This window comes from Streptomyces sp. NBC_00102 (genome assembly GCF_026343115.1).
Classification (GTDB): domain Bacteria; phylum Actinomycetota; class Actinomycetes; order Streptomycetales; family Streptomycetaceae; genus Streptomyces.
Genome location: NZ_JAPEMC010000005.1, coordinates 9,026 through 33,108 on the forward strand (window position 1 = coordinate 9,026; position 24,083 = coordinate 33,108).

1 protein-coding gene is annotated in these 24,083 nt (G+C 73.0%); it reads left to right on the top strand.

The genetic code is table 11. The features are described 5' to 3' along the window. Positions 1-31 precede the first annotated feature (31 nt). On the top strand, positions 32-24,055 hold the full coding sequence (locus OHA55_RS34360; RefSeq protein ID WP_266714047.1) for a non-ribosomal peptide synthase/polyketide synthase: 24,024 nt from the start codon (positions 32-34) through the stop codon (positions 24,053-24,055). The last annotated feature ends 28 nt before the right edge of the window (positions 24,056-24,083 follow it).

Below are 24,083 nucleotides of genomic sequence, written 5' to 3' on the forward strand. Positions count from 1 at the left end.
TCTGCCCACCCATACTTCTGGAGGTACCCCCATGTCCCGTCGTGACGGCGACGTCCTTTCCCTGACCGCGGCCCAGCGGGAGATCTGGCTCGCCGAGCAGAGCTCCCGGACGCCGATCCCGGGCTACCGCGTCGGCGAGTGCCTGGAGATCCACGGGCCGGTCGATCCGGAGCTGTTCGACGCCGCGCTGCGCCTGGTCGTGGACGAGGTCGACGCGCTGCACGTGACCTTCGTCGACGACGGCGAAGGCCCCCGCCAGATCCTCCGCGCGACCTGGGACTGGGCGCCCGCCCACCTCGACCTCGCGTCGGAGCCGGATCCCCGGGCGACGGCCATGCGGTGGATGGAGGGGGACCTGGCCCGCCCGTTAAACCTCGCCAGTGACCCGCTGTTCGGCCACGCGCTGCTCCGGCTGTCACCGACGGAGTTCCTCTGGTACCTCAACTACCACCACCTGGTGCTGGACGCGCTCAGCAGCTCCATGGTCCGTCAGCGGGTCGGCGAGGTGTACTCGGCCCTGGCCGAGGGCGGCGACGTGCCGCCCTGCCCGTTCGGCCCCCTCCGCGACCTGGTCGACAGCGACGCCGACTACCGCGCGTCCGCCGACTTCCTCGCCGACCGCGCCCACTGGACCGGGCGCTTCGCCGATCTGCCCGCCCCGACACGGCTCACCGACACCTCCGCGACCGACCCGCACCGGGCCCTGCGCCTGGCCGGGGAGCGGGAACTGCGGAGCCCCGGGGCACTGCGTGCCGCGGCCGGCCGGGCCGGTGTCCGCTGGTCCCGTCTGGTCGTCGCGGCGACGGCCCTCTACGCCCACCGGCTGAGCGGCGCCCAGGACGTGGTGCTCGCCCTTCCCGTCACCGCCCGCCGGGGTTCCGGGCGCGGTCTGATGTCCGTGCCCGGCACCCTGTCCAACGTGGTGCCCCTGCGGCTGACCGTGCGCCCCGACATGCCCTGGGGCGAGCTTGTCGCCCAGGTGGCCCGGGAGGTCGACTCGGCCGTCGCGCACGAGCGTTACCGCAGCGAGGACCTGCTGCGCGACCTCGGCGCACCCGGCGGCATCGGAACGGCGTTCCCGCTCATCGTCAACATCATGGCCTTCAACGCGAGGCCGACGTTCGCCGGACACCCCGTCTCGGTGCACCACTTCGTGTCGGGGTCGACCACCGACCTGGCCGTCTGGGTGTTCGACTACCGGGACGGCACCCCTCCGCTCCTCCGGCTGCACGGCGCACCTGAGGCATACGCCGACGACGACCTCGCCGCACACCAGGAGCGGCTGCTCGCCCTGCTCGACGCCGTCGCGGAGTGCGACCCGGACGAGACCGTGGGCGGGATCGATCTGCTCGCGGCGGACGAGCACCGCGCGTTGGCGGCTCTGGGGACGGGTCCGGTGGCGGAGCCGTACACGGAGAGCCTGTTGGAGTTGTTCCGGGCCCGGGTGCGTGAGGTTCCGGATGTGTGTGCGGTGGTGGGTCCGGATGTGTCGTTGACGTTCGCGGAGTTGGATGCGCGGGCGAATCGTCTGGCGCATGCGTTGGTCGCTCGGGGTGCGGGTCCTGAGCGGTTGGTGGCGGTGGCGTTGCCGAGGTCGGCCGAGTTGGTGGTGGCGATTCTCGCGGTGTTGAAGTCGGGTGCGGCGTACGTGCCGGTGGATCCGGAGTATCCGGCGGCGCGGATCGCGTATCTGCTGGAGGACGCCGGTCCGGTTCTGTTGGTGACGGATGTGGGGACGGGTGGCCGGTTGCCCGAGGGTCCGGTCGGCCGGTTGGTGGTGGACGGGCCGGGGACCGCTGAGTTGTTGGCGGGTTGCCCGGTGGCGGACCCGATGGTGCCGGTCGGTCCGGAGCATCCCGCGTACGTCATCTACACCTCGGGCTCCACGGGAACGCCCAAGGGCGTGGTGGCGACCCACGGCGGCCTCCTCAACCTGCTCGGCGACCACCGGCTGGTGCAGTTCGCGCCACTGCTGAAGGACCGGGAGCGGCTGCGGGTGGCGCTGACCACCTCGGTGTCCTTCGACGCCTCCTGGAACCAGTTGATGGCCCCCTTCGCGGGCCACGAACTGCACGTCCTGGACCACGCGACCTGGACCGACCCCGAAGCCGCCGTCGACTACGTGGCGCGCCACGGAGTGGACTACCTGGAGGCCACCCCCTCCTACCTCCAGGTCCTCGTCTCCGCCGGACTTCTGGACGACCCGCGCCACCGTCCCGCATTGGTCGCGGCCGGCGGCGAAGCCGTCCCCGAGCAGCTGTGGGAGCGGCTGCGGGCCGCCGACGCGACCTCCTGCCTCAACCTCTACGGACCCTCCGAGTGCACCGTCAACTCGGTGGCCGCACCCATGGCGTCGAGCCCACGCCCGGTCATCGGCCGGCCCGTCACCAACTCCCGGCTGTACGTGCTCGATGCCGCCTTGCGGCCCGTGCCGGCCGGTGTGGCGGGTGAGCTCTACATCGCGGGCGCGGGTCTGGCGCGCGGTTACCTGAACCGCCCGGGTCTGACCGCGGGCCGGTTCGTGGCCGACCCGTTCGGTGCCGGCGGTTCGCGGATGTACCGCACGGGCGACCTGGTGCGCTGGAACGCCGACGGGAACCTGGAGTTCCTCGGCCGCACCGACGACCAGGTCAAGGTCCGGGGGCACCGGATCGAACTCGGCGAGATCGAGGCGGTCCTCACCGGCCACCCGCAGATCGCGCGCGCCGCCGTCACGGTGCGCACCGACGAGGAACCCCGGCTGGTCGCGTACCTCGTCCCCGCCGAGGGACAGGCGGTCACCGTCGACGGTGTGCGGGCCCGCCTGCGGGAGCGGCTGCCCGCGTACATGGTGCCCTCCGCCTTCGTGGTGCTGGACGCGCTGCCGCTGACCCCGAACGGCAAGCTCGACCGACGCGCCCTCCCGGCCCCCGGACAGCTGCCCGCCGCACCGGGGCGGACTCCGCGCACCGCGGTCGAGCACCTGCTCCAGGGACTGTTCGCCGAAGTGCTGGGGATCACCGAAGCCGGCCTGGACGACAGCTTCTTCGACCTCGGCGGCCACTCCCTGCTCGCCACCCGGCTGGTCGCCCGCGCCCGGTCGGTGCTGGGCGTGGAGCTGAGGCTGCACGACCTCTTCGACGCGCCGACGGTGGCGGAACTGGCCGCCGCGGTGGACGCCGCCGGCCGGGCGCGCCCGGCACTGGGGCGGCGCGAGCGGCCCGGCACGGTCCCGCTCTCCTCCGCGCAGCGCCGCCTGTGGTTCCTGCACAGGATGGAGGGCCCGAGCGCCACCTACAACATCCCGCTGACCCTTCGGCTGTCGGGAAGCCTGGACCTGCCCGCCCTGGAAGCCTCCCTCGCGGACGTGGTCGAGCGGCACGAGAGCCTGCGTACCGTCTTCCCGCTCTCCGACGGCGTGCCGTGGCAGCGGGTGCTCGACGCCGACGCCGCACGACCGCGGCTGCGGATGACCGAGATCGACGAACGTGAGCTGACCGACGGACTGGCCCGGGCGGCGCGGTGCGGCTTCGAGCTCTCCGACGAGCCGCCGCTGCGCGCCGAACTGTTCCGCCTCGCCGCCGACGAGCACGTGCTGCTGCTGGTGATGCACCACATCGCCGGTGACGGCTGGTCGACCGGGCCGCTCTCGCGCGACCTCACGGCCGCCTACGCGGCCCGCAGCGGGGGAGCGAAGCCGCAGTGGTCGCCGCTCCCCGTCCAGTACGCCGACTACACCCTCTGGCAGCAGGAACTGCTGGGCGACGGCGCCGACCGGGAGAGCCTGCTCAGCAACCAACTCGCCCACTGGCGGGAGCGTCTGGCGGGCCTGCCCGAGCAGGTCGAGCTTCCCTTCGACCGGCCCCGGCCCGTGGCGATGACCTACCGGGGTGCCCAGCTGCCGGTACGGATCGACGCCGAACTGCACCAGGCCCTGCGCGGGCTCGCCCACGACGGCGGAGCCAGCCTCTTCATGGTGCTCCAGGCCGGTCTGGCCGCTCTGCTGGGCAAGCTCGGCGCCGGAACCGACGTGCCCATCGGCACCCCCATCGCGGGGCGCACCGACGAAGCCCTGGACGACCTGGTCGGCTTCTTCGTCAACACCCTGGTGCTGCGCACCGACCTGTCCGGGGACCCCTCGTTCACCGAACTGCTGGGCCGGGTGCGCTCCGGGGCGCTGGAAGCCTACGCGCACCAGGAGATGCCGTTCGAGCACCTGGTGGAGGCGCTGAACCCGACCCGGACACTCGCCCACCACCCGCTGTTCCAGACCATGCTCACCCTGCAGAACGCGCCGTTCGGCACCTTCGACCTGCCGGGTCTGCGGGTGTCCACCGACCTGGTCCCGACCGGGACGGCCAAGTGCGACCTGAACTTCGTGCTGGCCGAACAGGCGGACGGGGACGGGCTGTCGGGCGTGGTGGAGTACAGCACCGATCTGTTCGACGAAGCCACCGTCGCCGGGATCGTCGAGCGGTGGCAGCGGCTGCTGCGCGCCGTCGCCGCCGACCCGGGCCGGCGGATCGGCCAGGTGGACGTGCTCTCCGCCGACGAACTCCGCGCCCTGCTGCCGGCCGGCACCGACCGGGACGGGGCGCTGCCGGCCGACCGGCCCGGGGCGCTGGCGGAGAGCGGCCTGCCCGAGCTCTTCGAACGGCAGGTACGCGCGAACCCCGCCGCGACCGCCCTCAGCGACGGCGCGACCACCCTGACGTACGGCGAGCTGAACTCCCGTGCCAACCGGCTCGCGCACGCCCTGATCGGCCGCGGAGTGGGGCCGGAGCAGCTGGTGGCGCTGGCTCTGCCGCGCTCGGCGGAGCTGGTCGTGGCGGTGCTCGCGGTACTCAAGGCCGGTGCGGCCTACGTCCCGGTCGACCCGGAGTACCCTGCCGCCCGCATCGCCTACCTGCTTCAGGACACCCGGCCCACACTGCTCGTGACGACGAGCCGGACCGGGGAGTTGCTCGACGCCGAAGGCGTGGACCGACTGCTGCTGGACACCACCGGCCTGGACGGACTGCCGGACACGGACCCGGGGATCGCCCTCGACCCCGGCCATGCCGCCTACGTCATCCACACGTCCGGTTCCACCGGCAACCCCAAGGGCGTCGTCGTTCCGCACCGCAACGTGGTGCGCCTGTTCGACACCACCCGGGAGCTGTTCGGCTTCACCGCCGACGACGTCTGGACCCTCTTCCACTCCTACGCCTTCGACTTCTCGGTGTGGGAGCTGTGGGGCCCGCTGCTGCACGGTGGCCGTCTGGTGGTCGTGGACCACGAGACGAGCCGATCGCCCGGCCGGTTCCTGGAGCTGCTCGCCGACGAGCGGGTGACCGTGCTCAACCAGACGCCCTCCGCCTTTTACCAGCTGACGCAGGCGGACGCCCAGGCGCCGGAGACCGGCCGCCGACTCGCCCTGCGCACGGTGGTGTTCGGCGGCGAGGCGCTGGAGCACGGGCGGCTGGCGAGCTGGTACGAGAGGCACCCGGAGGACGCGCCGCGGCTGGTCAACATGTACGGCATCACCGAGACCACGGTGCACGTCACGTACGCGGCGCTCGACCGCTCCGCCGCCGGCGGGATCGGCACGGCCCTCCCCGACCTGCGGGCGTACGTCCTCGACGACGGCCTGCGCCCGGTGGCCCCGGGCGTGCCCGGTGAGCTGTACGTCGCGGGCCCGGGTCTGGCGCGCGGCTACCTGAACCGTCCTGGCCTGACCTCGGGCCGGTTCGTGGCGGACCCGTTCGGAGCGCCGGGATCGCGCATGTACCGCAGCGGCGACGTGGTGCGCCGTGCGGTGGACGGCGGCCTGCGCTACGTCGGCCGCGCGGACCAGCAGGTGAAGGTGCGCGGGTTCCGGATCGAACTCGGCGAGATCGAGGCGGCGCTGGCCGTGTGCCCCGGTGTCGCCCAGGTCGCGGTCCTGGCCCGCCAGGACCGGGCGGACGACACCCGGCTGGTCGCGTACCTGGTACCCGTCCGGGGTGCCGCCCCCGAAGCAGCCGAGCTGCGCGGGCACCTGCGCGAACGGCTGCCGGAGTACATGGTGCCGTCGGCGTTCGTCCTGCTGGACGCGCTGCCGCTGACCGTCAACGGCAAGCTGGACCACCGGGCCCTGCCCGCCCCGGACACCGCCCCGGCGGCCACCTCCCGCGCGCCGCGGACCCCGCAGGAGCAGATCCTCTGCGAGCTGTTCGCGGAGGTGCTGGGGGTGGCGTCCGCCGGTGTGGAGGACGGATTCTTCGACCTGGGCGGACACTCCCTTCTCGCCACCCGTCTGGCCGCCCGCATCCGCGCGACGCTCGGCGTGGAGATGCCGCTGCGCACCCTGTTCGAGGCGCCGACCCCGGCGGGACTGGCCGCAGCCCTGGTGGCCGCAGGCCCCGCGCGGACCGCCCTGGTGCGGCGCGAGCGACCCGAGATGGTCCCGCTGTCGTTCGCGCAGCGGCGGCTTTGGTTCCTGCACCAGCTGGAGGGAGCAGCCGCGAACTACCACATCTCCCTGGCCTGGCGGCTCTCCGGGGACCTGGACCGGCAGGCACTGGAAGCCGCCGTGGCGGACGTGGTGGCCCGGCACGAAAGTCTGCGTACGGTCTTCCCCGCAGTGGACGGCACGCCGCACCAGCGGGTGCTGGACGTGGCGGCGGCCCGCCCGCGGCTTCTCGTGGACCGGACCACCGGGGCCGGACTCTCCGCCCTGATGGCGAAGGCGAAGGACCGTCCGTTCGACCTGGCGGCCGAGGTGCCCCTGCGGGTCTCGCTGTTCGAAGTCGCCCCGGACGAGCACGTCTTCCAGATGGTGCTCCACCACATCGCCGGCGACGGCTGGTCGCTGGGGCCTCTCACGCGGGGGCTCACCGCCGCCTACGCGGCGCGCCGACGCGGCGAGGCGCCGCGGTGGGCACCCCTGCCGGTGCAGTACGCGGACTACACCCTGTGGCAGCACGAGCTGCTCGGCGACGCCGCCGACCTGGAGAGTCTCTTCGCCGGCCACGCGGAGTACTGGGCCCGGCAACTGGCAGGTCTCCCGGAGTGCCTCCAGCTGCCCACCGACCGCCCCCGCCCGGCGATCGCCACCCACCGGGGCTCTTCCGTGAGCACCGGGCTGGACGCCGGGCTGCACCGCGGTCTCCGCGAACTCGCCCGCGCGCACGGGACCAGTCTGTTCATGGTCCTCCAGGCGGCGCTCGCGGCGCTGCTGAGCAAGCTCGGCGCGGGTGACGACATTCCGGTCGGCAGCCCCGTCGCCGGGCGGACCGACCAGGCGCAGGACGAACTGGTCGGCTACTTCGTCAACACCCTGGTGTTCCGCACCGACACGTCCGGCGATCCGACGTTCGCCGAACTGCTGGGCCGGGTCCGGGACACGGCGCTGGCCGGGTACGCCCACCAGGACCTGCCGTTCGAGTACCTGGTCGAGGTCCTCAACCCGTCCCGGTCGCTGGCGCACCACCCGCTGTTCCAGGTCATGCTGGTGCTGCAGAACGCGCCCCGGGCCGACTTCGCGCCGGAGGGGCTGCGCGTCGAGGACCTGCCGTCGGCCTCGACCACGGCCAAGCTCGACCTGATCTTCACCCTGTCCGAGCGGCTCGCGGAGGACGGCTCCCCGGACGGGATCGACGGGTCCGTCGAGTACACCACCGATCTGTACGACCCGCCCGCCGTCGCGACGATGGTCGGGCGGCTGGAACGGCTGCTCCGCGCGGCGGTCGCCGATCCGCGACTCAGGCTCAGCGGGATCGATCTGCTCACCGCGGACGAGAACCGCGCGTTGGCGGCCCTGGGGACGGGCACGGACCCGGAGTCCGGGGTGCCCGGCGACAGCCTGTTGGAGTTGTTCCGGGCCCGGGTGCGTGAGGTTCCGGATGTGTGTGCGGTGGTGGGTCCGGATGTGTCGTTGACGTTCGCGGAGTTGGATGCGCGGGCGAATCGTCTGGCGCATGCGTTGGTCGCTCGGGGTGCGGGTCCTGAGCGGTTGGTGGCGGTGGCGTTGCCGAGGTCGGCCGAGTTGGTGGTGGCGATTCTCGCGGTGTTGAAGTCGGGTGCGGCGTACGTGCCGGTGGATCCGGAGTATCCGGCGGCGCGGATCGCGTATCTGCTGGAGGACGCCGGTCCGGTTCTGTTGGTGACGGATGTGGGGACGGGTGGCCGGTTGCCCGAGGGTCCGGTCGGCCGGTTGGTGGTGGACGGGCCGGGGACCGCTGAGTTGTTGGCGGGTTGCCCGGTGGCGGACCCGATGGTGCCGGTCGGTCCGGAGCATCCCGCGTACGTCATCTACACCTCGGGCTCCACGGGAACGCCCAAGGGCGTGGTGGCGACCCACGGCGGCCTCCTCAACCTGTTCGCCAACCAACTTCCCCTGGTCTTCCGCGCGAAGAAGCGGATGCGGGTCGGGCTGACCACGTCCGTGTCCTTCGACGCCTCCCTCGACCAGCTGATCGCCCTCTTCGCCGGCCACGAACTGCACGTCCTGGACGAGGCGACCAGGTCCGATCCGCGGGCCTACCTCGACTACGCGGCCCGGTCCGGACTGGACACCGTCGGAGGCACCCCGTCCTATCTTCAACTCCTCGTCGAGAACGGCCTGCTGGACAACCCCGACTGGCGTCCCGCCCTGGTCGGGCTGGGCGGCGAGACCGTCCCCGAGCAGCTGTGGGAGCGGCTGCGGGCCGCGGACGGGGTGACCTCCCTGAACTACTACGGGCCCTCCGAGTGCACGGTGGACTCGGTCGTCGCGGCACTCGACTCCAGCCCGCATCAGGTGATCGGCCGGCCCATGGGCGGAGCTCGGCTGTACGTGCTCGATGCCGCGTTGCGGCCGGTGCCGGCCGGTGTGGCGGGTGAGCTGTACATCGCGGGCGCGGGTCTGGCGCGCGGTTACCTGAACCGCCCGGGTCTGACCGCGGGCCGGTTCGTGGCCGACCCGTTCGGTGCCGGCGGTTCGCGGATGTACCGCACGGGCGACCTGGCCCGGTGGAACGGAGAGGGGAACCTGGAGTTCCTCGGCCGTACCGACGACCAGGTCAAAGTCCGTGGATACCGGATCGAACTCGGCGAGATCGAGGCGGTCCTCACCGGCCACCCGCACGTCGCGCGCGCCGCCGTGATCGTCCGGCAGGACCGCGCACAGGACTCCCGGCTGGTCGCCTATCCGGTGCCCGTCACCGGGGCGGAGCTCCGGCCCGAGGACCTGCGCGCGTACCTGCGCGAGCGGCTGCCGGACCACATGGTGCCGACTGCGTTCGTCTCCCTCGACACCTTGCCGCTGAACACCAACGGCAAGGTCGACCGGCGTGCGCTGCCCGAGCCCGAGAGCATCGCGACGCCGACCGGACGGGCACCGCACACCCCGCAGGAGCAGGTGCTCGCCGGGCTGTTCGCCGAGGTGCTGGGAGTGCCCCGGGTCGGCGCCGACGACGACTTCTTCGACCTCGGCGGGCACTCCCTGCTCGCCACCCGGCTGGTGGCCAGGGTCCGTGCGACGCTGGGCGTGGAGCTGCCCCTGCGCACCCTCTTCCGTACACCGACCGTGGCAGGACTGGCCGCCGGGCTCGGCGGCGCGGACCGGGCCCGGCTCGCCCTGGAGCGGAGTGAGCGGCCCGAGCGGGTACCCCTGTCGTCCGCCCAGCGCAGGCTCTGGTTCCTGCGCCAACTGGAGGGCGCGGACTCGGTCTACAACATGCCGCTCGCCTGGCGGCTTTCGGGGACGCTGGACCTGGCGGCACTCGAAGCGGCGCTGGGCGACCTCGCCGACCGCCACGAGACCCTGCGCACGGTCTTCCCGAGTGCGGACGGCGTGCCCTACCAGCAGGTGTTCGCGCCAGGGGCAGCGCACCCGGAGGTGCCGGTCACCCGGGCCGACGCATCGGACCTGCCCGGACTGCTGGCCGGGGCGGTGGCCCGCGGATTCGACATCGCGACCGAACCACCGCTGCGTGCCCAGGTGTTCGAAATCTCGGCCGACGAGCACGTGCTGCTCCTGGTGATGCACCACATCGCCGGCGACGGCTGGTCGCTGGGCCCGCTCGCCGCCGACCTCGCCACCGCCTACGCGGCACGCCGCCGCGGCGAGGAGCCGCAGTGGGCGCCCCTGCCGGTGCAGTACGCCGACTACACCCTCTGGCAGCAGGGGCTGCTCGGTGAACCGGCCGACCGGGAAAGCCTGTCGGCACGTCAGACGGCCTACTGGACCCGGACGCTCGCGGACCTGCCCGAGCAGATCCGGCTCCCCGCCGACCGCCACCGCCCCGCCACGCCGTCCTACGAAGGCGGCCACCTGGCGATCGAACTGGACGCCGAACTCCACGCGGGGCTGATCAGGCTGGGCCGCCGGCACGGCGCCAGCGTGTACATGGTGCTGCAGGCCGCCCTGGCCTCGCTGCTGGAGAAGCTCGGCGCGGGCACGGACATCCCGATCGGCAGCCTCATCGCCGGCCGGACCGACCAGGCGCTGGACGACCTCGTCGGGTTCTTCGTCAACACGCTGGTCCTCCGTACGGACACCGGCGGCGACCCGTCCTTCGCCGGGCTGCTGGAACGGGTCCGGGAGGGCGCGCTCGGCGCCTACGCGCACCAGGACCTGCCGTTCGACCACGTCGTCGAGGCCCTCAACCCGGCCCGTTCGCTCGCCCGCCAGCCGCTGTTCCAGGTGCTGCTCGCGCTGCAGAACGTGCCCCGCGCCGAGTTCGCGCTGAGCGGTCTGGACACCGAGATCGTCCTCGTGCGGACGCCCACGGCCATGTTCGACCTCGGCTTCCACCTGCTGGAACGCGGCGGTACGGGCGCCGCCGAGGGCATCGTCGGCCGCGTCGAGTACAGCACCGACCTCTTCGACCCCGCCACGGTCGAGACACTGGTCGCCCGCTGGCTGCGGCTGCTCGCGGCCGTGGTCGCCGAGCCGGAGCGTCCGCTGAGCCGGATCGACGTCCTCACCGCCGAGGAGCGCCGTGAGCTGCTGGTCGGCCGCAACGACACCGCCTGCCGGCTGCCCGACACCACCCTGCCCGCGCTCTTCGAGGCGCGGGTCCGGGAGACCCCGGACGCCCCGGCGGTGCTGTTCGAGGACGCCGTGCTGACCTACCGCGAGCTGAACCGCCGGGCGAACCGCCTCGCCCATGCGCTGATCGCGCGCGGCGTGGGCCCGGAGCAGGTGGTCGCCCTGCGGCTGCCGCGCTCGGCCGAGCTGGTGATCGCCGTCCTCGCGGTGCTCAAGACGGGCGCGGCGTACCTCCCGGTCGACCCGGACTACCCGGCCGTCCGCATCGAGTACATGCTGCGGGACGCCCGTCCGGCCGTGGTGCTCGACGACCTCGCAGCCGTCACACCCCCGGGCCCGCTGCCGGAGCACGATCCGGCCGTCCCGGTGGACGACCGGCACCCGGCCTACGTCATCTACACCTCCGGTTCCACCGGCCGGCCCAAGGCCGTGATGATGCCCGCCGGCGGACTGCTGAACCTGCTGGCCTGGCACCACCGGGCCGTCGGCGGCGGACCCGGCACACGTACCGCGCAGTTCACGGCGATCAGCTTCGACGTCTCGGTGCAGGAGATGCTCTCCGCACTGCTGTACGGCAAGACCCTGGTGGTGCCGACCGAGGAGCAGCGCCGCAGCGCCGAACTGTTCGCCCACTGGCTGGACCGGCACCGGGTCGAGGAGCTGTTCGCGCCCAACCTGGTGATCGAGGCGCTGGCCGAAGCCGCCGAGGAGTCGGGTCTCGACCTGCCGCACCTGCGACTGGTCGCGCAGGCCGGAGAGGCGATGCGACTGGGGAGTGCCGTACGCCGCTTCCGGGCCCGCCGGCCGGGCCGGGAACTGCACAACCACTACGGGCCCGCCGAGACCCATGTGATCACCGCCTATCCGCTGCCGGCCGACCCCGCCGACTGCCCGCAGCCGGTGCCGATCGGCCGCCCGATCGCCAACTGCCGCGCCTACGTGCTGGACCAGGCCCTGCGGCCGGTCGCCCCCGGTGTGACGGGAGAGCTCTACCTCGCGGGCGCCCAGCTGGCCCGCGGCTACCTGAACCGTCCCGGCCTGAGCGCCGGACGCTTCGTCGCCGACCCGTACGGCCCGGCCGGTACGCGGATGTACCGTACCGGCGACCTGGTGCGCTGGCGCGCCGACGGCGAGCTGGAATTCGCCGGCCGGATCGACCACCAGGTCAAGGTGCGCGGGTTCCGGATCGAGCCCGGCGAGATCGAGGCCCAGCTCACCGAGCACCCGGGCGTCGCCCAGGTCGCGGTGCTGGCACGGGAGGACCGGCTCGTCGCCTGGGTCGTTCCCTCGGACGGGACCGGGACGACCTCCGGGGCGCTCGCGGCGTACCTGCGCGACCGGGTGCCCGCGTACATGGTGCCGTCCGCGTTCATCCTGCTGGACGCGCTGCCGCTGACCCCGAACGGCAAGCTGGACCGGGCGGCCCTGCCCGCCCCGGAGCCCGTCACGCCCGCGGGCGGCCGTGCTCCGCGCACGCCCCAGGAGCAGATCCTCTGCGAGCTGTTCGCCGAGGTGCTGGGCCTCGCCCGGGTCGGGGTCGACGAGGACTTCTTCGCGCTGGGCGGGCACTCCCTGCTCGCCACCCGGCTGGTCTCGCGGGTCCGGGCGACCCTCGGGGTCGAGGTCGAGCTGCGCGCCCTGTTCCGGAGCCCGACACCCGCAGGGATGGCGGCGGGACTGCACGAGGCCACAACCGCGCGGCGGGCGCTGGTGCCCAGGCCCCGCAGCGAACCGATGCCGCTGTCGTTCGCCCAACGCCGGCTCTGGTTCCTCCAGCAGTTCGGGGCGCCGAGCGCCACGTATCACATGCCGCTGGCCCTGCGGCTGACCGGCGACCTCGACCGGGCCGCGCTGAGCGCCGCGCTCGTGGACGTCGTGACCCGGCACGAGACCCTGCGCACGGTCTTCCCGCACACGGGCGGCATCCCGCGCCAGAGAGTGCTCGACACCGCCGAGGTCGCCCTCCCGCTGACCGTGCGCACGGCCGCGGAGGGGGAAGTACGTGCCCTGCTCCGGGAATCGGCGGTGCGCGGTTTCGACCTGACCAAGGAAGTGCCGCTTCGGGCCGAGCTGTTCGCCGTAGCACCGGACGAGCACGTGCTGCTGCTGGTCATGCACCACATCGTCGGGGACGGCTGGTCCATGGGCCCGCTCGCCCGCGACCTGGCCACCGCCTACACCACCAGGCAGGCAGGCGAGGCGCCGACCTGGCCGCCGCTGCCGGTGAGTTACGCCGACTACACGCTGTGGCAGCACGAGATCCTGGGCGACGAGCACGACGCCGACAGCCTGTTCACCCGTCAGGTCGGCTACTGGAAGCAGGCGCTGGCCGGGCTGCCCGAACAGCTTTCCCTGCCCACCGACCGGCCGCGCCCCGCCGTCATGTCGTACGGCGGCGACCTGACGCAGCTCCGGATCGACGCCGAACTGCACGCCCGACTGGTGGATTTGGCGCGGCGATCGGGTGCGACCCTGTTCATGGTGCTGCAGGCCGCGCTGGCGGCGTTGTACACGCGGTTGGGTGCGGGTACGGACATCGCGATCGGGAGTCCGATCGCGGGGCGTACGGATGAGGCGTTGGACGATCTGGTCGGGTTCTTCGTCAATACGCTGGTGTTGCGGACCGATACGAGTGGTGATCCGAGTTTCTCGGAGCTGCTGGGCCGGGTGCGGGAGACGGCGTTGTCGGGGTACGCGCATCAGGACGTGCCGTTCGAGCATCTGGTGGAGGCGCTGAACCCGTCCCGCTCCCTCTCCCACCACCCGCTCTTCCAGACCGGGCTGGTCGTGCAGAACGCGCCGGGCGGCGACTTCGAACTGCCGGGCCTCCAGGTCTCCGGGATGGCCGTGCTCACCGGGACGGCCCGGCTCGACCTGACCTTCGGGTTCGCGGAGGAATACGGGCCCGACGGGGTGCCGGCCGGGCTCGGTGGTGCGGTCGAGTACAGCACCGACTTGTTCGACCGCCCGACGGTCGAGCTTCTGGCCACCAGGCTGACCAGGCTGCTGGCCGCGGTCGCCGCCGCGCCCGAGCGCCCGATCGGCGGGATCGATCTGCTCTCCGCCGAGGAACGCGGCGAACTGCTGCCCGCGGTCCAGGACCCGGCACCGGCTGCGAGCCTGCCCGAGCTGTTCGCGGCACAAGTCGCCCTGACACCGGACGCGCTCGCTCTGGTCTGCGGCACGCAGGAGTTGACGTATCGTCAACTTGATGTGCGGGCGAACCGGTTCGCGCATGCGTTGATCGCGCGGGGGGTCGGTCCGGAGCGGGTCGTGGCGGTGGCTCTGCCGAGGTCGGTGGAGTCGGTGGTCGCGGTCCTGGGCGTGCTGAAGGCCGGGGCGGCGTATCTGCCGGTGGACCCGGCGTATCCGCGGTCGCGGATCTCCTTCATGCTGGCGGACTCCCGTCCGGCGGTGGTGGTCGACGACCCCGCCATGGTGGCCGACGGCGACTGGCCGGAGTCCGACCCGCAGGTCGCGCTCGATGTGCGGCACCCGGCCTACGTGATCTACACCTCGGGCTCGACCGGGCGCCCCAAGGGCGTCGCGGTGAGCCACGCCGGTGTCCCCGGCCTGGTGGGCGCGCAGATGGACCGGCTCGGCGTGAAGCCGGGCAGCCGGGTCCTCCAGTTCGCCTCGCCCAGCTTCGACGCGTCCTTCTGGGACCTCTGCAGCGCCCTGCTCAGTGGCGCCGCCCTTGTCCTGGCCCCGGCCGAGACCCCGCTGGACGCGCTGACCGACCACCGGATCGGCGTCACCCATGTGACGTTGCCGCCCTCGGCGCTGGCCGCGCTGGACGCCGCCGACATCACGGCCACCACCCTGGTGGTGGCGGGCGAGGCGTGCCCGCCGGAGCTGGTGGCGCGCTGGGCGCCGGGACGCCGGATGATCAACGCGTACGGTCCGACCGAGACGACCGTGTGCGCGACCATGAGCGACCCGCTCTCCACGGGTTCGGGCGTCCCGCCGATCGGACGGCCGGTCGCGGGCTTCCGGGTCTACGTGCTGGACCACCGGCTGCGCCTCGTACCCCCCGGTGTGGAAGGCGAGTTGTACGTTGCAGGGCCTGGTCTGGCACGCGGCTACCTGAACCGGCCCGGTCTGACCTCGGGACGGTTCACCGCCTGTCCGTTCGGGCCGGCCGGTGCGCGGATGTACCGTACCGGCGACCTGGTACGACGCCGTGCCGACGGCGCACTGGAGTACGTCGGCCGCGCCGACCAGCAGGTGAAGGTACGCGGCTTCCGGGTCGAGCCCGGCGAGGTCGAGGCCGCGCTGGCCGAACACCCCGCCGTCGCCCAGGCCGCCGTCGTGGCCCGCGACGACCGGCTCGTCGGCTACGTGGCGACCCGTCCCCACCTGGCCGTCCGCCCCGCGGAGCTGGCGGCGCACCTGCGCGAGCGCCTGCCGGACTACCTGGTGCCGTCCGTCCTCATGGTGAGGGACACGTTGCCGTCGACGCCGAACGGGAAGCTGGACCGGGCGGCGCTGCCCGCACCCGAATCCGCTCCCGAGGGCGGCGGGCGGATGCCGCGCACCCCGCAGGAGCAGATCCTCGCCGGGCTGTTCGCCGAAGTGCTGGACGTGCCGAAGGTCTCGGCCGACGACGACTTCTTCGCCCTGGGCGGGCACTCCCTGCTCGCCACCCGGCTGGTCGCCAGGGTGCGCTCGGTGCTCGGCGTGGAGCTCGGACTGCGCGCACTCTTCCAGACGCCCACCGTGGCCGGTCTCGCCGAGGCCCTGACCGGGGCCGGCCGGGCACGCCCCGCCCTGACCGCGTACGAGCGGCCCGGAACCGTGCCGCTGTCCTTCGCCCAACGGCGGCTCTGGTTCCTGCACCGCATGGACGCCGCCGCCGCGACGTACCACATCCCGCTGGCGCTGCGGCTGACCGGAACTCTCGACCGTGCCGCGCTGGACCGGGCGCTCGCCGACGTGGTGGCCCGGCACGAGAGCCTGCGGACGGTGTTCCCCGAAGTCGGCGGAGTACCCTGCCAGCACGTACTGGACACCGCCGCGGTCCGCCTCCCGGCCCGGCCGGCCGAGGTGACCCCGGCCGAACTGCCCGAGCGCCTCGCCGAGTCCGCCCGGCAGCCCTTCGATCTGGCGACCGAGCCGCCGCTGCGCGCCGAGCTGTTCGCCGTCGCACCGGACGAGCACGTGCTGCTGCTGGTCATGCACCACATCGCCGCCGACGGCTGGTCCACCGGACCACTCGCCCGCGACCTGGCCGAGGCGTACGCGGCCCGCTGCGAGGGGCGTACGGCGAACCAGCCGGCCCTGCCGGTGAGCTACGCCGACTACACCCTGTGGCAGCGCGAGCTGCTCGGGGACCCCGCCGACCCGGAGAGCCGGTTCGCCGAGCAGCTCGCCTACTGGAAGCGGCAGCTGTCCGGCCTGCCGGAGCTGCTCCGACTGCCCACCGACCGGCCGCGCCCCGCGGTCGCCGGATGGCGCGGAGACCACATCGGCCTGGAGCTCGACGCCGAACTGCACATCTCCCTGGTGAAGTTGGCGCAGAAGACCGGGACGAGCCTGTTCATGGTGCTGCAGGCGGCGTTGGCGGCGTTGTACACGCGGTTGGGTGCGGGTACGGACATCGCGATCGGGAGTCCGATCGCGGGGCGTACGGATGAGGCGTTGGACGATCTGGTCGGGTTCTTCGTCAATACGCTGGTGTTGCGGACCGATACGAGTGGTGATCCGAGTTTCTCGGAGCTGCTGGGCCGGGTGCGGGAGACGGCGTTGTCGGGGTACGCGCATCAGGACGTGCCGTTCGAGCATCTGGTGGAGGCGCTGAACCCGTCCCGCTCCCTCTCCCACCACCCGCTCTTCCAGACCGTCCTGGCCGTGCAGAACGCCCCCATGGGCCGGTTCGACCTGCCCGGCCTGGACGTCGCCACCTACGCGGTCGCGACCAAAACCGCCAAGTTCGACCTCGGCGTGAGCATGGTCGAGCAGTTCGGTCCGGACGGGAACCCGGCCGGAATCGTCGGCGCGGTCGAGTACGCCACCGGCCTGTTCGACCACGCGACGGTCGCCTCCCTGGTCCGGCGCTGGACGCTCCTGCTGGAGGCCGTCACCGCCGACCCGGAGCGGGCCGTCGGAGACATCGACCTTCTCGACACCGGCGAGCGGCACCGGCTGCTCGAACAGGACAACGCGACTGCCCGGGACGTGGCCACCGTCCCGCTGCCGCAGGCCTTCGCGGCACAAGTCGCCCTGACACCGGACGCGGTCGCTCTGGTCTGCGGCAAGCAGGAGTTGACGTATCGTCAACTTAATGTGCGGGCGAACCGGTTCGCGCATGCGTTGATCGCTCGGGGGGTCGGTCCGGAGCGGGTCGTGGCGGTGGCTCTGCCGAGGTCGGTGGAGTCGGTGGTCGCGGTCCTGGGCGTGCTGAAGGCCGGGGCGGCGTATCTGCCGGTGGACCCGGCGTATCCGCGGTCGCGGATCTCCTTCATGCTGGCGGACTCCCGTCCGGCGGTGGTGGTCGACGACCCCGCCATGGTGGCCGAGGGCGACTGGCCGGAGTCCGACCCGCAGGTCGCGCTCGATGTGCGGCACCCGGCCTACGTGATCTACACCTCGGGCTCGACCGGGCGCCCCAAGGGCGTCGTGGTCGGCCACGGCGGTGTGGCGAGCCTGGTCGCCGGACAGATCGAGCGCTTCGCGATCGAACCCGGCAGCCGAGTCCTCCAGTTCGCCTCGCCCAGCTTCGACGCGTCGGTCTCGGAGATCTTCACCGCCCTGCTCCGCGGCGCGGCCCTGGTGCTGCCCCCCGCGGCCGAGCCGCTTGCCGCACTGACCGATCCGGCTCTTGGCGTCACCCACGTGACCGTGCCCCCCTCCGTCCTCGCCGCCGTGCCGGACGGCGAGGTCACCGCGTCGACGCTGGTGGTGGCGGGCGAGGCGTGCCCGCCGGAGCTGGTGGCACGCTGGGCTCCCGGACGCCGGATGATCAACGCGTACGGTCCGACCGAGACGACCGTGTGCGCGACCATGAGCGACCCGCTCTCCCCGGCGGCCGGCGTACCCCCGATCGGCCGGCCGATCGCCAACGCCCGCGTCTACGTGCTCGACGACCGGCTGCGTCCGGTTCCGACGGGCGTCACGGGTGAGCTGTACGTCGCGGGTGCGGGACTCGCCCGGGGATACCTGAACCGGCCGGGCCTGACCTCGGGGCGGTTCGTCGCCTCCCCGTTCTCACCGGGTGAGCGCATGTACCGCACCGGCGACCTGGTGCGCAGGCGCGCCGACGGCCAGCTGGAGTACGCCGGCCGCGCCGACGACCAGGTGAAGGTACGCGGCTTCCGGGTCGAGCCCGGCGAGGTCGAGGCCGCGCTGGCCGAACACCCCGCCGTCGCCCGGGCCGCCGTCGTGGCCCAGGAGGACCGGCTCGTCGGCTACGTCGTGCCGCACCAGGACGGGACCCGCGACAGTGGGCTGGAAGCCGACCACGTGGGCGAGTGGCAGGACATCTACGACGCCCTGCCCATCACCCCGGAGGAAGCTGCCTTCGGCCACAACTTCGTGGGCTGGAACAGCAGTTACGACGCCGGCCCGATTCCGGTCGAGCACATGCGGGAGTGGCGGGACGCCACCGTGGCCCGCATTCTCGCCCTGCACCCGCGCCGGGTGCTGGAAGTCGGCGTCGGTACGGGCCTGTTGCTCTCGCAGGTCGCGCCCCACTGCGAGACCTACTGGGCGACCGACTTCTCCGCCACCGCGATCGACGCCCTGACCGCCCAAGTGGCGGGAGAGGAGCGGCTGGCCGGCCGTGTGGTGCTCCAGACCCGTCCGGCGCACGACACCGACGGTCTGCCCGTCGGGGAGTTCGACACCATCGTGATCAACTCGGTGGTCCAGTACTTCCCGTCCGCCGACTACCTCGCCGACGTGATCGGCAAGCTGATGGGGCTGCTCGTCCCCGGCGGCGCGCTCTTCATCGGTGACGTCCGCAACCTGCGGCTGCTGCGACCGCTGGCCACCGCCGTCCAACTGCACCGGACCGGCGACGGTACCGACCCCGCCGCCGTGCGCCGGGCGGTGGAGCAGGCCGTCAGAGTGGAGAAGGAACTCCTGGTCGACCCGGACTTCTTCGCCGAACTGCGCAACCACGGCACGGACATCGGCGCGGTGGCCGTGGAGGTCAAGCGGGGCCGGCACCACAACGAGCTGTCCCGCTACCGCTACGACGTGACGCTGCACAGGGCTCCGGCCGCCCCGATGGACCCGAGCCGGTCCGTCGAGCTGATCTGGGGGCGGCAGATCGCCGCGGCGGCCGAGCTGCGCGAGCTGCTCGCCCGGCCGTCCGCCGAGGTGCTGCGGATCACCGGGGTGCCGAACCGGCGCGTGGTGCGGGAGGCCGCCCTGGCCAGGGCGGTGCAGGACGGAGGTCCGGAGCTCGCGGAGCTGCTGGAGCGGCTGCACTCCCCCGAGGACACCTCCGAGGAGAGCGGTCTCCCCGACCCGGAGGAGTTCCACGCCCTCGGGCGGGAGTTCGGCCGTACGGTGGCCGTCACCTGGTCGGCAACCCAGGACGACGCCGTGGACGTCGTCTTCGCCGACCCGCGGACGCTCGTCGGCTCGCCGGTCGAGCCGTACCGGCCCGCCGGGGCCGGCGGCAGGGCGCTCTCCTCGCTGACCAACCGCCCGACCGGCGGCCGGGGGACCGGCGCACTCCTCGGCGAACTCCGCGACTGGCTGCGCGGGCGACTGCCCGACTACCTGGTCCCCTCGGCGTTCGTGGCGCTGGACGCGCTGCCGCTGACGGCCAGCGGCAAGCTCGACCGCCGCGCACTGCCCGCCCCCGACCTCGGCGCCACCGTGGCCGGGCGGGCACCGCGCACCCCGCAGGAGCAGCTCCTCGCCGAACTGTTCGCCGAGGTGCTCGGGCTGGCACAGGTCGGGGTCGAGGACAGCTTCTTCGACCTCGGCGGGCACTCGCTCCTGGCGACCCGCCTGGCGTCCAGGGTCCGGGCGACCCTCGGCGCCGAGCTGGAGGTCCGGACCCTCTTCGAGACCCCGACCGTGGCCGCGCTGGCGGCCCGCCTGGACGGGTCCGGAGCTGCGCGGCCCGCGCTGACCGCCCGCCCCCGCCCCGAGCGGGTCGAGCTGTCCTTCGCCCAGCGCCGCCTGTGGTTCCTGCACCGGATGGACGGGCCGAGCGCCACCTACAACATGCCGCTCGCGCTCAGCCTGACCGGCGACCTCGACCGCTCTGCCCTGCACACCGCGCTCACCGACGTGATCGGCCGGCACGAGAGCCTGAGGACCGTCTTCCGCGAGACCGACGGTGTCCCGTACCAGGTCGTCCTGGACACCGGGCAGGCGCACCCGGCGCTCCCGGTGACCGAGGTCGACGAGGCTCGGCTGGCCGAGCGGCTGGCCGAAGCGGCCGGGCGCGGGTTCGACCTGGCCGGGGAGCCGCCGGTCCGGGCCGAGCTGTTCGCGCTCGCCCCCGACCGGCACGTACTCCTGGTCGTGGTGCACCACATCGCCGCCGACGGCTGGTCGATGGGACCGCTCTCCGGCGACCTCGCGACGGCCTACGCGGCGCGCTGCCGGGGCGAGGAACCCCCGTGGTCCCCGCTGCCGGTGCAGTACGCCGACTACACCCGCTGGCAGCGCGACCTGCTCGGCGACGCCGACGACCCGGAGAGCCTGTTCGCCCGGCAACTCACCTACTGGAAGGACGAGCTGGCGGGAATCCCGCAGCAGGTGCAGCTGCCCTCCGACCGGCCCCGGCCGCCGGTGGCCTCCCAGCGGGGCGACCGGGTCGTGGTCCGGATCGACCCCGAACTGCACCAGGCCCTGCGCGAGCTGGCCACCGCACGCGGCGCCAGCATGTTCATGGTGCTGCAAGCGGGCCTCGCCGCCCTGCTCACCCGGCTCGGCGCCGGCACGGACATCCCCGTCGGCAGCCCGATCGCCGGCCGTACCGACCAGGCCCTGGACGATCTCGTCGGCTTCTTCGTCAACACCCTGGTCCTGCGCACCGACACCGGGGGCGACCCCGCGTTCGCCGACCTGCTCGGCCGGGTGCGGCAGAAGGCGCTGGCCGCCTACGACCACCAGGACGTGCCGTTCGAGCACCTGGTCGAGGTGGCCAACCCGGTGCGGTCGCTCGCCCACCACCCGCTGTTCCAGGTCATGCTGGCCCTGCAGAACGCGCCGGTCGGCGCCTTCGCCCTGCCGGGGCTGGAGACGGGCCACGTGGCGGCCCCGACCGGGACCTCGCGGGTCGACCTGACGTTCAGCCTGGCCGAACAGTTCCGCCCGGACGGCGGCGCCGACGGTCTGGCGGGCGCCGTGGAGTACGCCACCGACCTCTTCGACGCTTCTACCGTGGAGCTGCTGTTCGAGCGCTGGACCCGTCTGCTGCGCGCGGCGGTCGCCGACCCCGACCTTCCGATCAGCCGGATCGACCTCATGTCCGACGAGGAACGCCACCGGCTGCTGCACGAGGTGAACGACACGGCCGCGGAGCTGCCGTCGGCCCCCGTGCCGGCGCTCTTCGCCCGCCAGGTGCGGGCCACCCCGGACGCGGTGGCGGTCGTCGCGGGCGGTACCGAGCTGACCTACGCGGAACTCGACCTGCGGGCGGACCGGCTGGCGAAGGCGCTGATCCGCCAGGGCGTGCGGCCCGAAACGCCGGTCGCGGTCCTGATGAACCGCTCGGCGGAGCTGGTCGTGGCGATCCTCGCGATCATCAAGGCCGGCGGCGCTTACGTACCGCTCGACTCGCGCTTCCCCTCCTCCCGGATCGAACTGATCCTGCGGGAGAGCGGAGCCGCCCTCGTGCTCACCGAGGAGGTGCTCACCGCCCTGGTGCACTCCGAGCCGGACACCTCGGACCGGGTCGATGTGGCCTGCCGTGAGGACCAGTTGGCGTACATCATGTACACCTCCGGTTCGACCGGACGTCCGAAGGGCGTGGCCGTCACCCACCGGGACGTGGTGGGTCACGCGCTGAGCCCCGAGTGGCGCGGCGGCGGCCACGAGCGGGTGCTGATGCACTCCCCGACCGCCTTCGACCTCTCGACCTACGAACTCTGGGTCCCGCTGCTCAACGGCGGCCGGGTCGTGGTCGCCCCGCCCGAGCGGCTCGACCTCGACCTGCTCCAGCACACGATCACCACGCACGGGGTGACCGGGCTGTGGCTGACCGCCGGACTGTTCCGGCTGGTCGCCGAGGAGCGCCCGGGGCTGCTCGCCGGGGTGCGCGAGGTCTGGACCGGCGGCGACGTCGTCTCTCCGGCCGCCGCCGCCCGCGTCCGGGCCGCCTGCCCCGCCATCCAGGTGGTCAACGGCTACGGCCCCACCGAGGCCACCACCCTGGCCACCTGCCACCCGGTGCGTGAGCTCTCCGAGAGCGCCGCGACCGTGCCGATCGGCGCACCGATGGCGAACATGCGCGCCTATGTGCTCGACGACCGGCTGCGGCCGGTGCCGACGGGCATGGTCGGTGAGCTGTACCTCGCGGGAACGGGCGTGGCCCGCGGCTACTTCGGCCGGCCCGGCCTCACGGCGGAGCGCTTCACCGCCGACCCGTACGGTCCGGCCGGGAGCCGCATGTACCGCACCGGCGACCTCGCCTGGTGGCTTCCCGACGGCACGCTGGAGTTCGCCGGACGCGTCGACCACCAGGTCAAGCTGCGCGGTCTGCGGATCGAGCCCGGAGAGATCGAGGCCGTCCTCGCGGGCTGCCCCGGCGTCGCCCAGGCGGCCGTCGTCGCCCGCGAGGACCGGCCGGGGGACAAGCGGCTGGTCGCCTATCTGGTGCCCGCCCTGCAGAGCACGCCCGAGCCCGCCGAACTGTCCGGCCGACTGCGCCGCGAACTCCCCGACTACATGGTGCCGGCGGCGTTCGTCACCGTTCAGGCGCTGCCGCTGACCGCCAACGGCAAGCTCGACCGGGCCGCGCTGCCCGCCCCCGACTACGGGGCTTCGGACGGCGGCCGCGGTCCGCGGACACCGCAGGAGCAACTGCTGTGCGGCCTCTTCGCCGAAGTCCTCGGCCGGGAGCAGGTCGGCATCGACGACGGCTTCTTCGACCTGGGCGGCCACTCGCTGCTCGCCGCCCGGCTGGCCTCCCGGGTCCGCGAGACCCTTGGCCTGGAGCTGAGACTGCGCATGCTGTTCGAGGCGCCGACCGTGGCCGGGCTCACCGAACGCCTGGCCATGAACAACCCGGAAGACGCGCTGGACGTACTGCTGCCCCTGCGCTCGACCGGGACGCGGACGCCGCTGTTCTGCGTCCACCCCGGTGGCGGCATCAGCTGGTCCTACAGCGGGCTGCTCAACCACCTCGGCCCGCAGCACCCGGTCTACGCCCTCCAGGCACGCGGCCTCGGCCGGCCCGAGCCGCTGCCCACCTCCTACGAGGAGATGGCGTCCGACTACGCCGACCACGTCCAGAAGATCCAGCCGGAGGGTCCGTACCTGCTGCTCGGCTGGTCCGCCGGCGGGCTGATCGCCCACGCGCTCGCCTGCGAACTGCAGGCGCGCGGTGAGCGGACCGCCCTGCTGGCCGTCCTCGACGCGTACCCGGTCAAGGACGTGCGCTTCGAGGAGGAACCGGTGCCCACCGTGCGGGACGTGCTCGTCGGCGTGCTCGACGTGGACCCGGACGAGCTGGGCGACCGGGAGATCACCTACGCCGAGGTCGCCGAGGTCCTGAACCGCCGGGGCAGCGCGCTGGCCGGGCTGAACGAGCGGCAGGTCGAGGTCATCGTCCAGATCATGATCAACAACGCCAAGCTGGCGGTCGACTTCGTCCCCGGCAAGTACGACGGGGACCTGTTGCTCTTCAATTCCACCATCGGCCGCGGCCACGACGACGCCGGCCCGGAGGTCTGGCACCCGTACATCGGGGGCCGGATCGAGTCGCACGAGGTCACCACCCGGCACGACCAGATGACCCAAGCGGGTTCCCTGGCGCAGATCGGACCGGTCCTGGCCGCCAGGATCGCCGAGGCCACCCGGGGAACCACCGTCGCCGGAGATCCCGGACCCACCACGGGTGCCGGACCCAAGGAACCCACCACGGGTGCCGGACCCACCGGAACCCCCTGAGCCACCGGATGCGACGGACGCACCAGAT

What these genes read in the sequence shown, in the direction of transcription:
- OHA55_RS34360 (WP_266714047.1), top strand. Translation starts at nt 32, where the DNA reads ATGTCCCGTCGTGACGGCGACGTCCTTTCCCTGACCGCGGCCCAGCGG.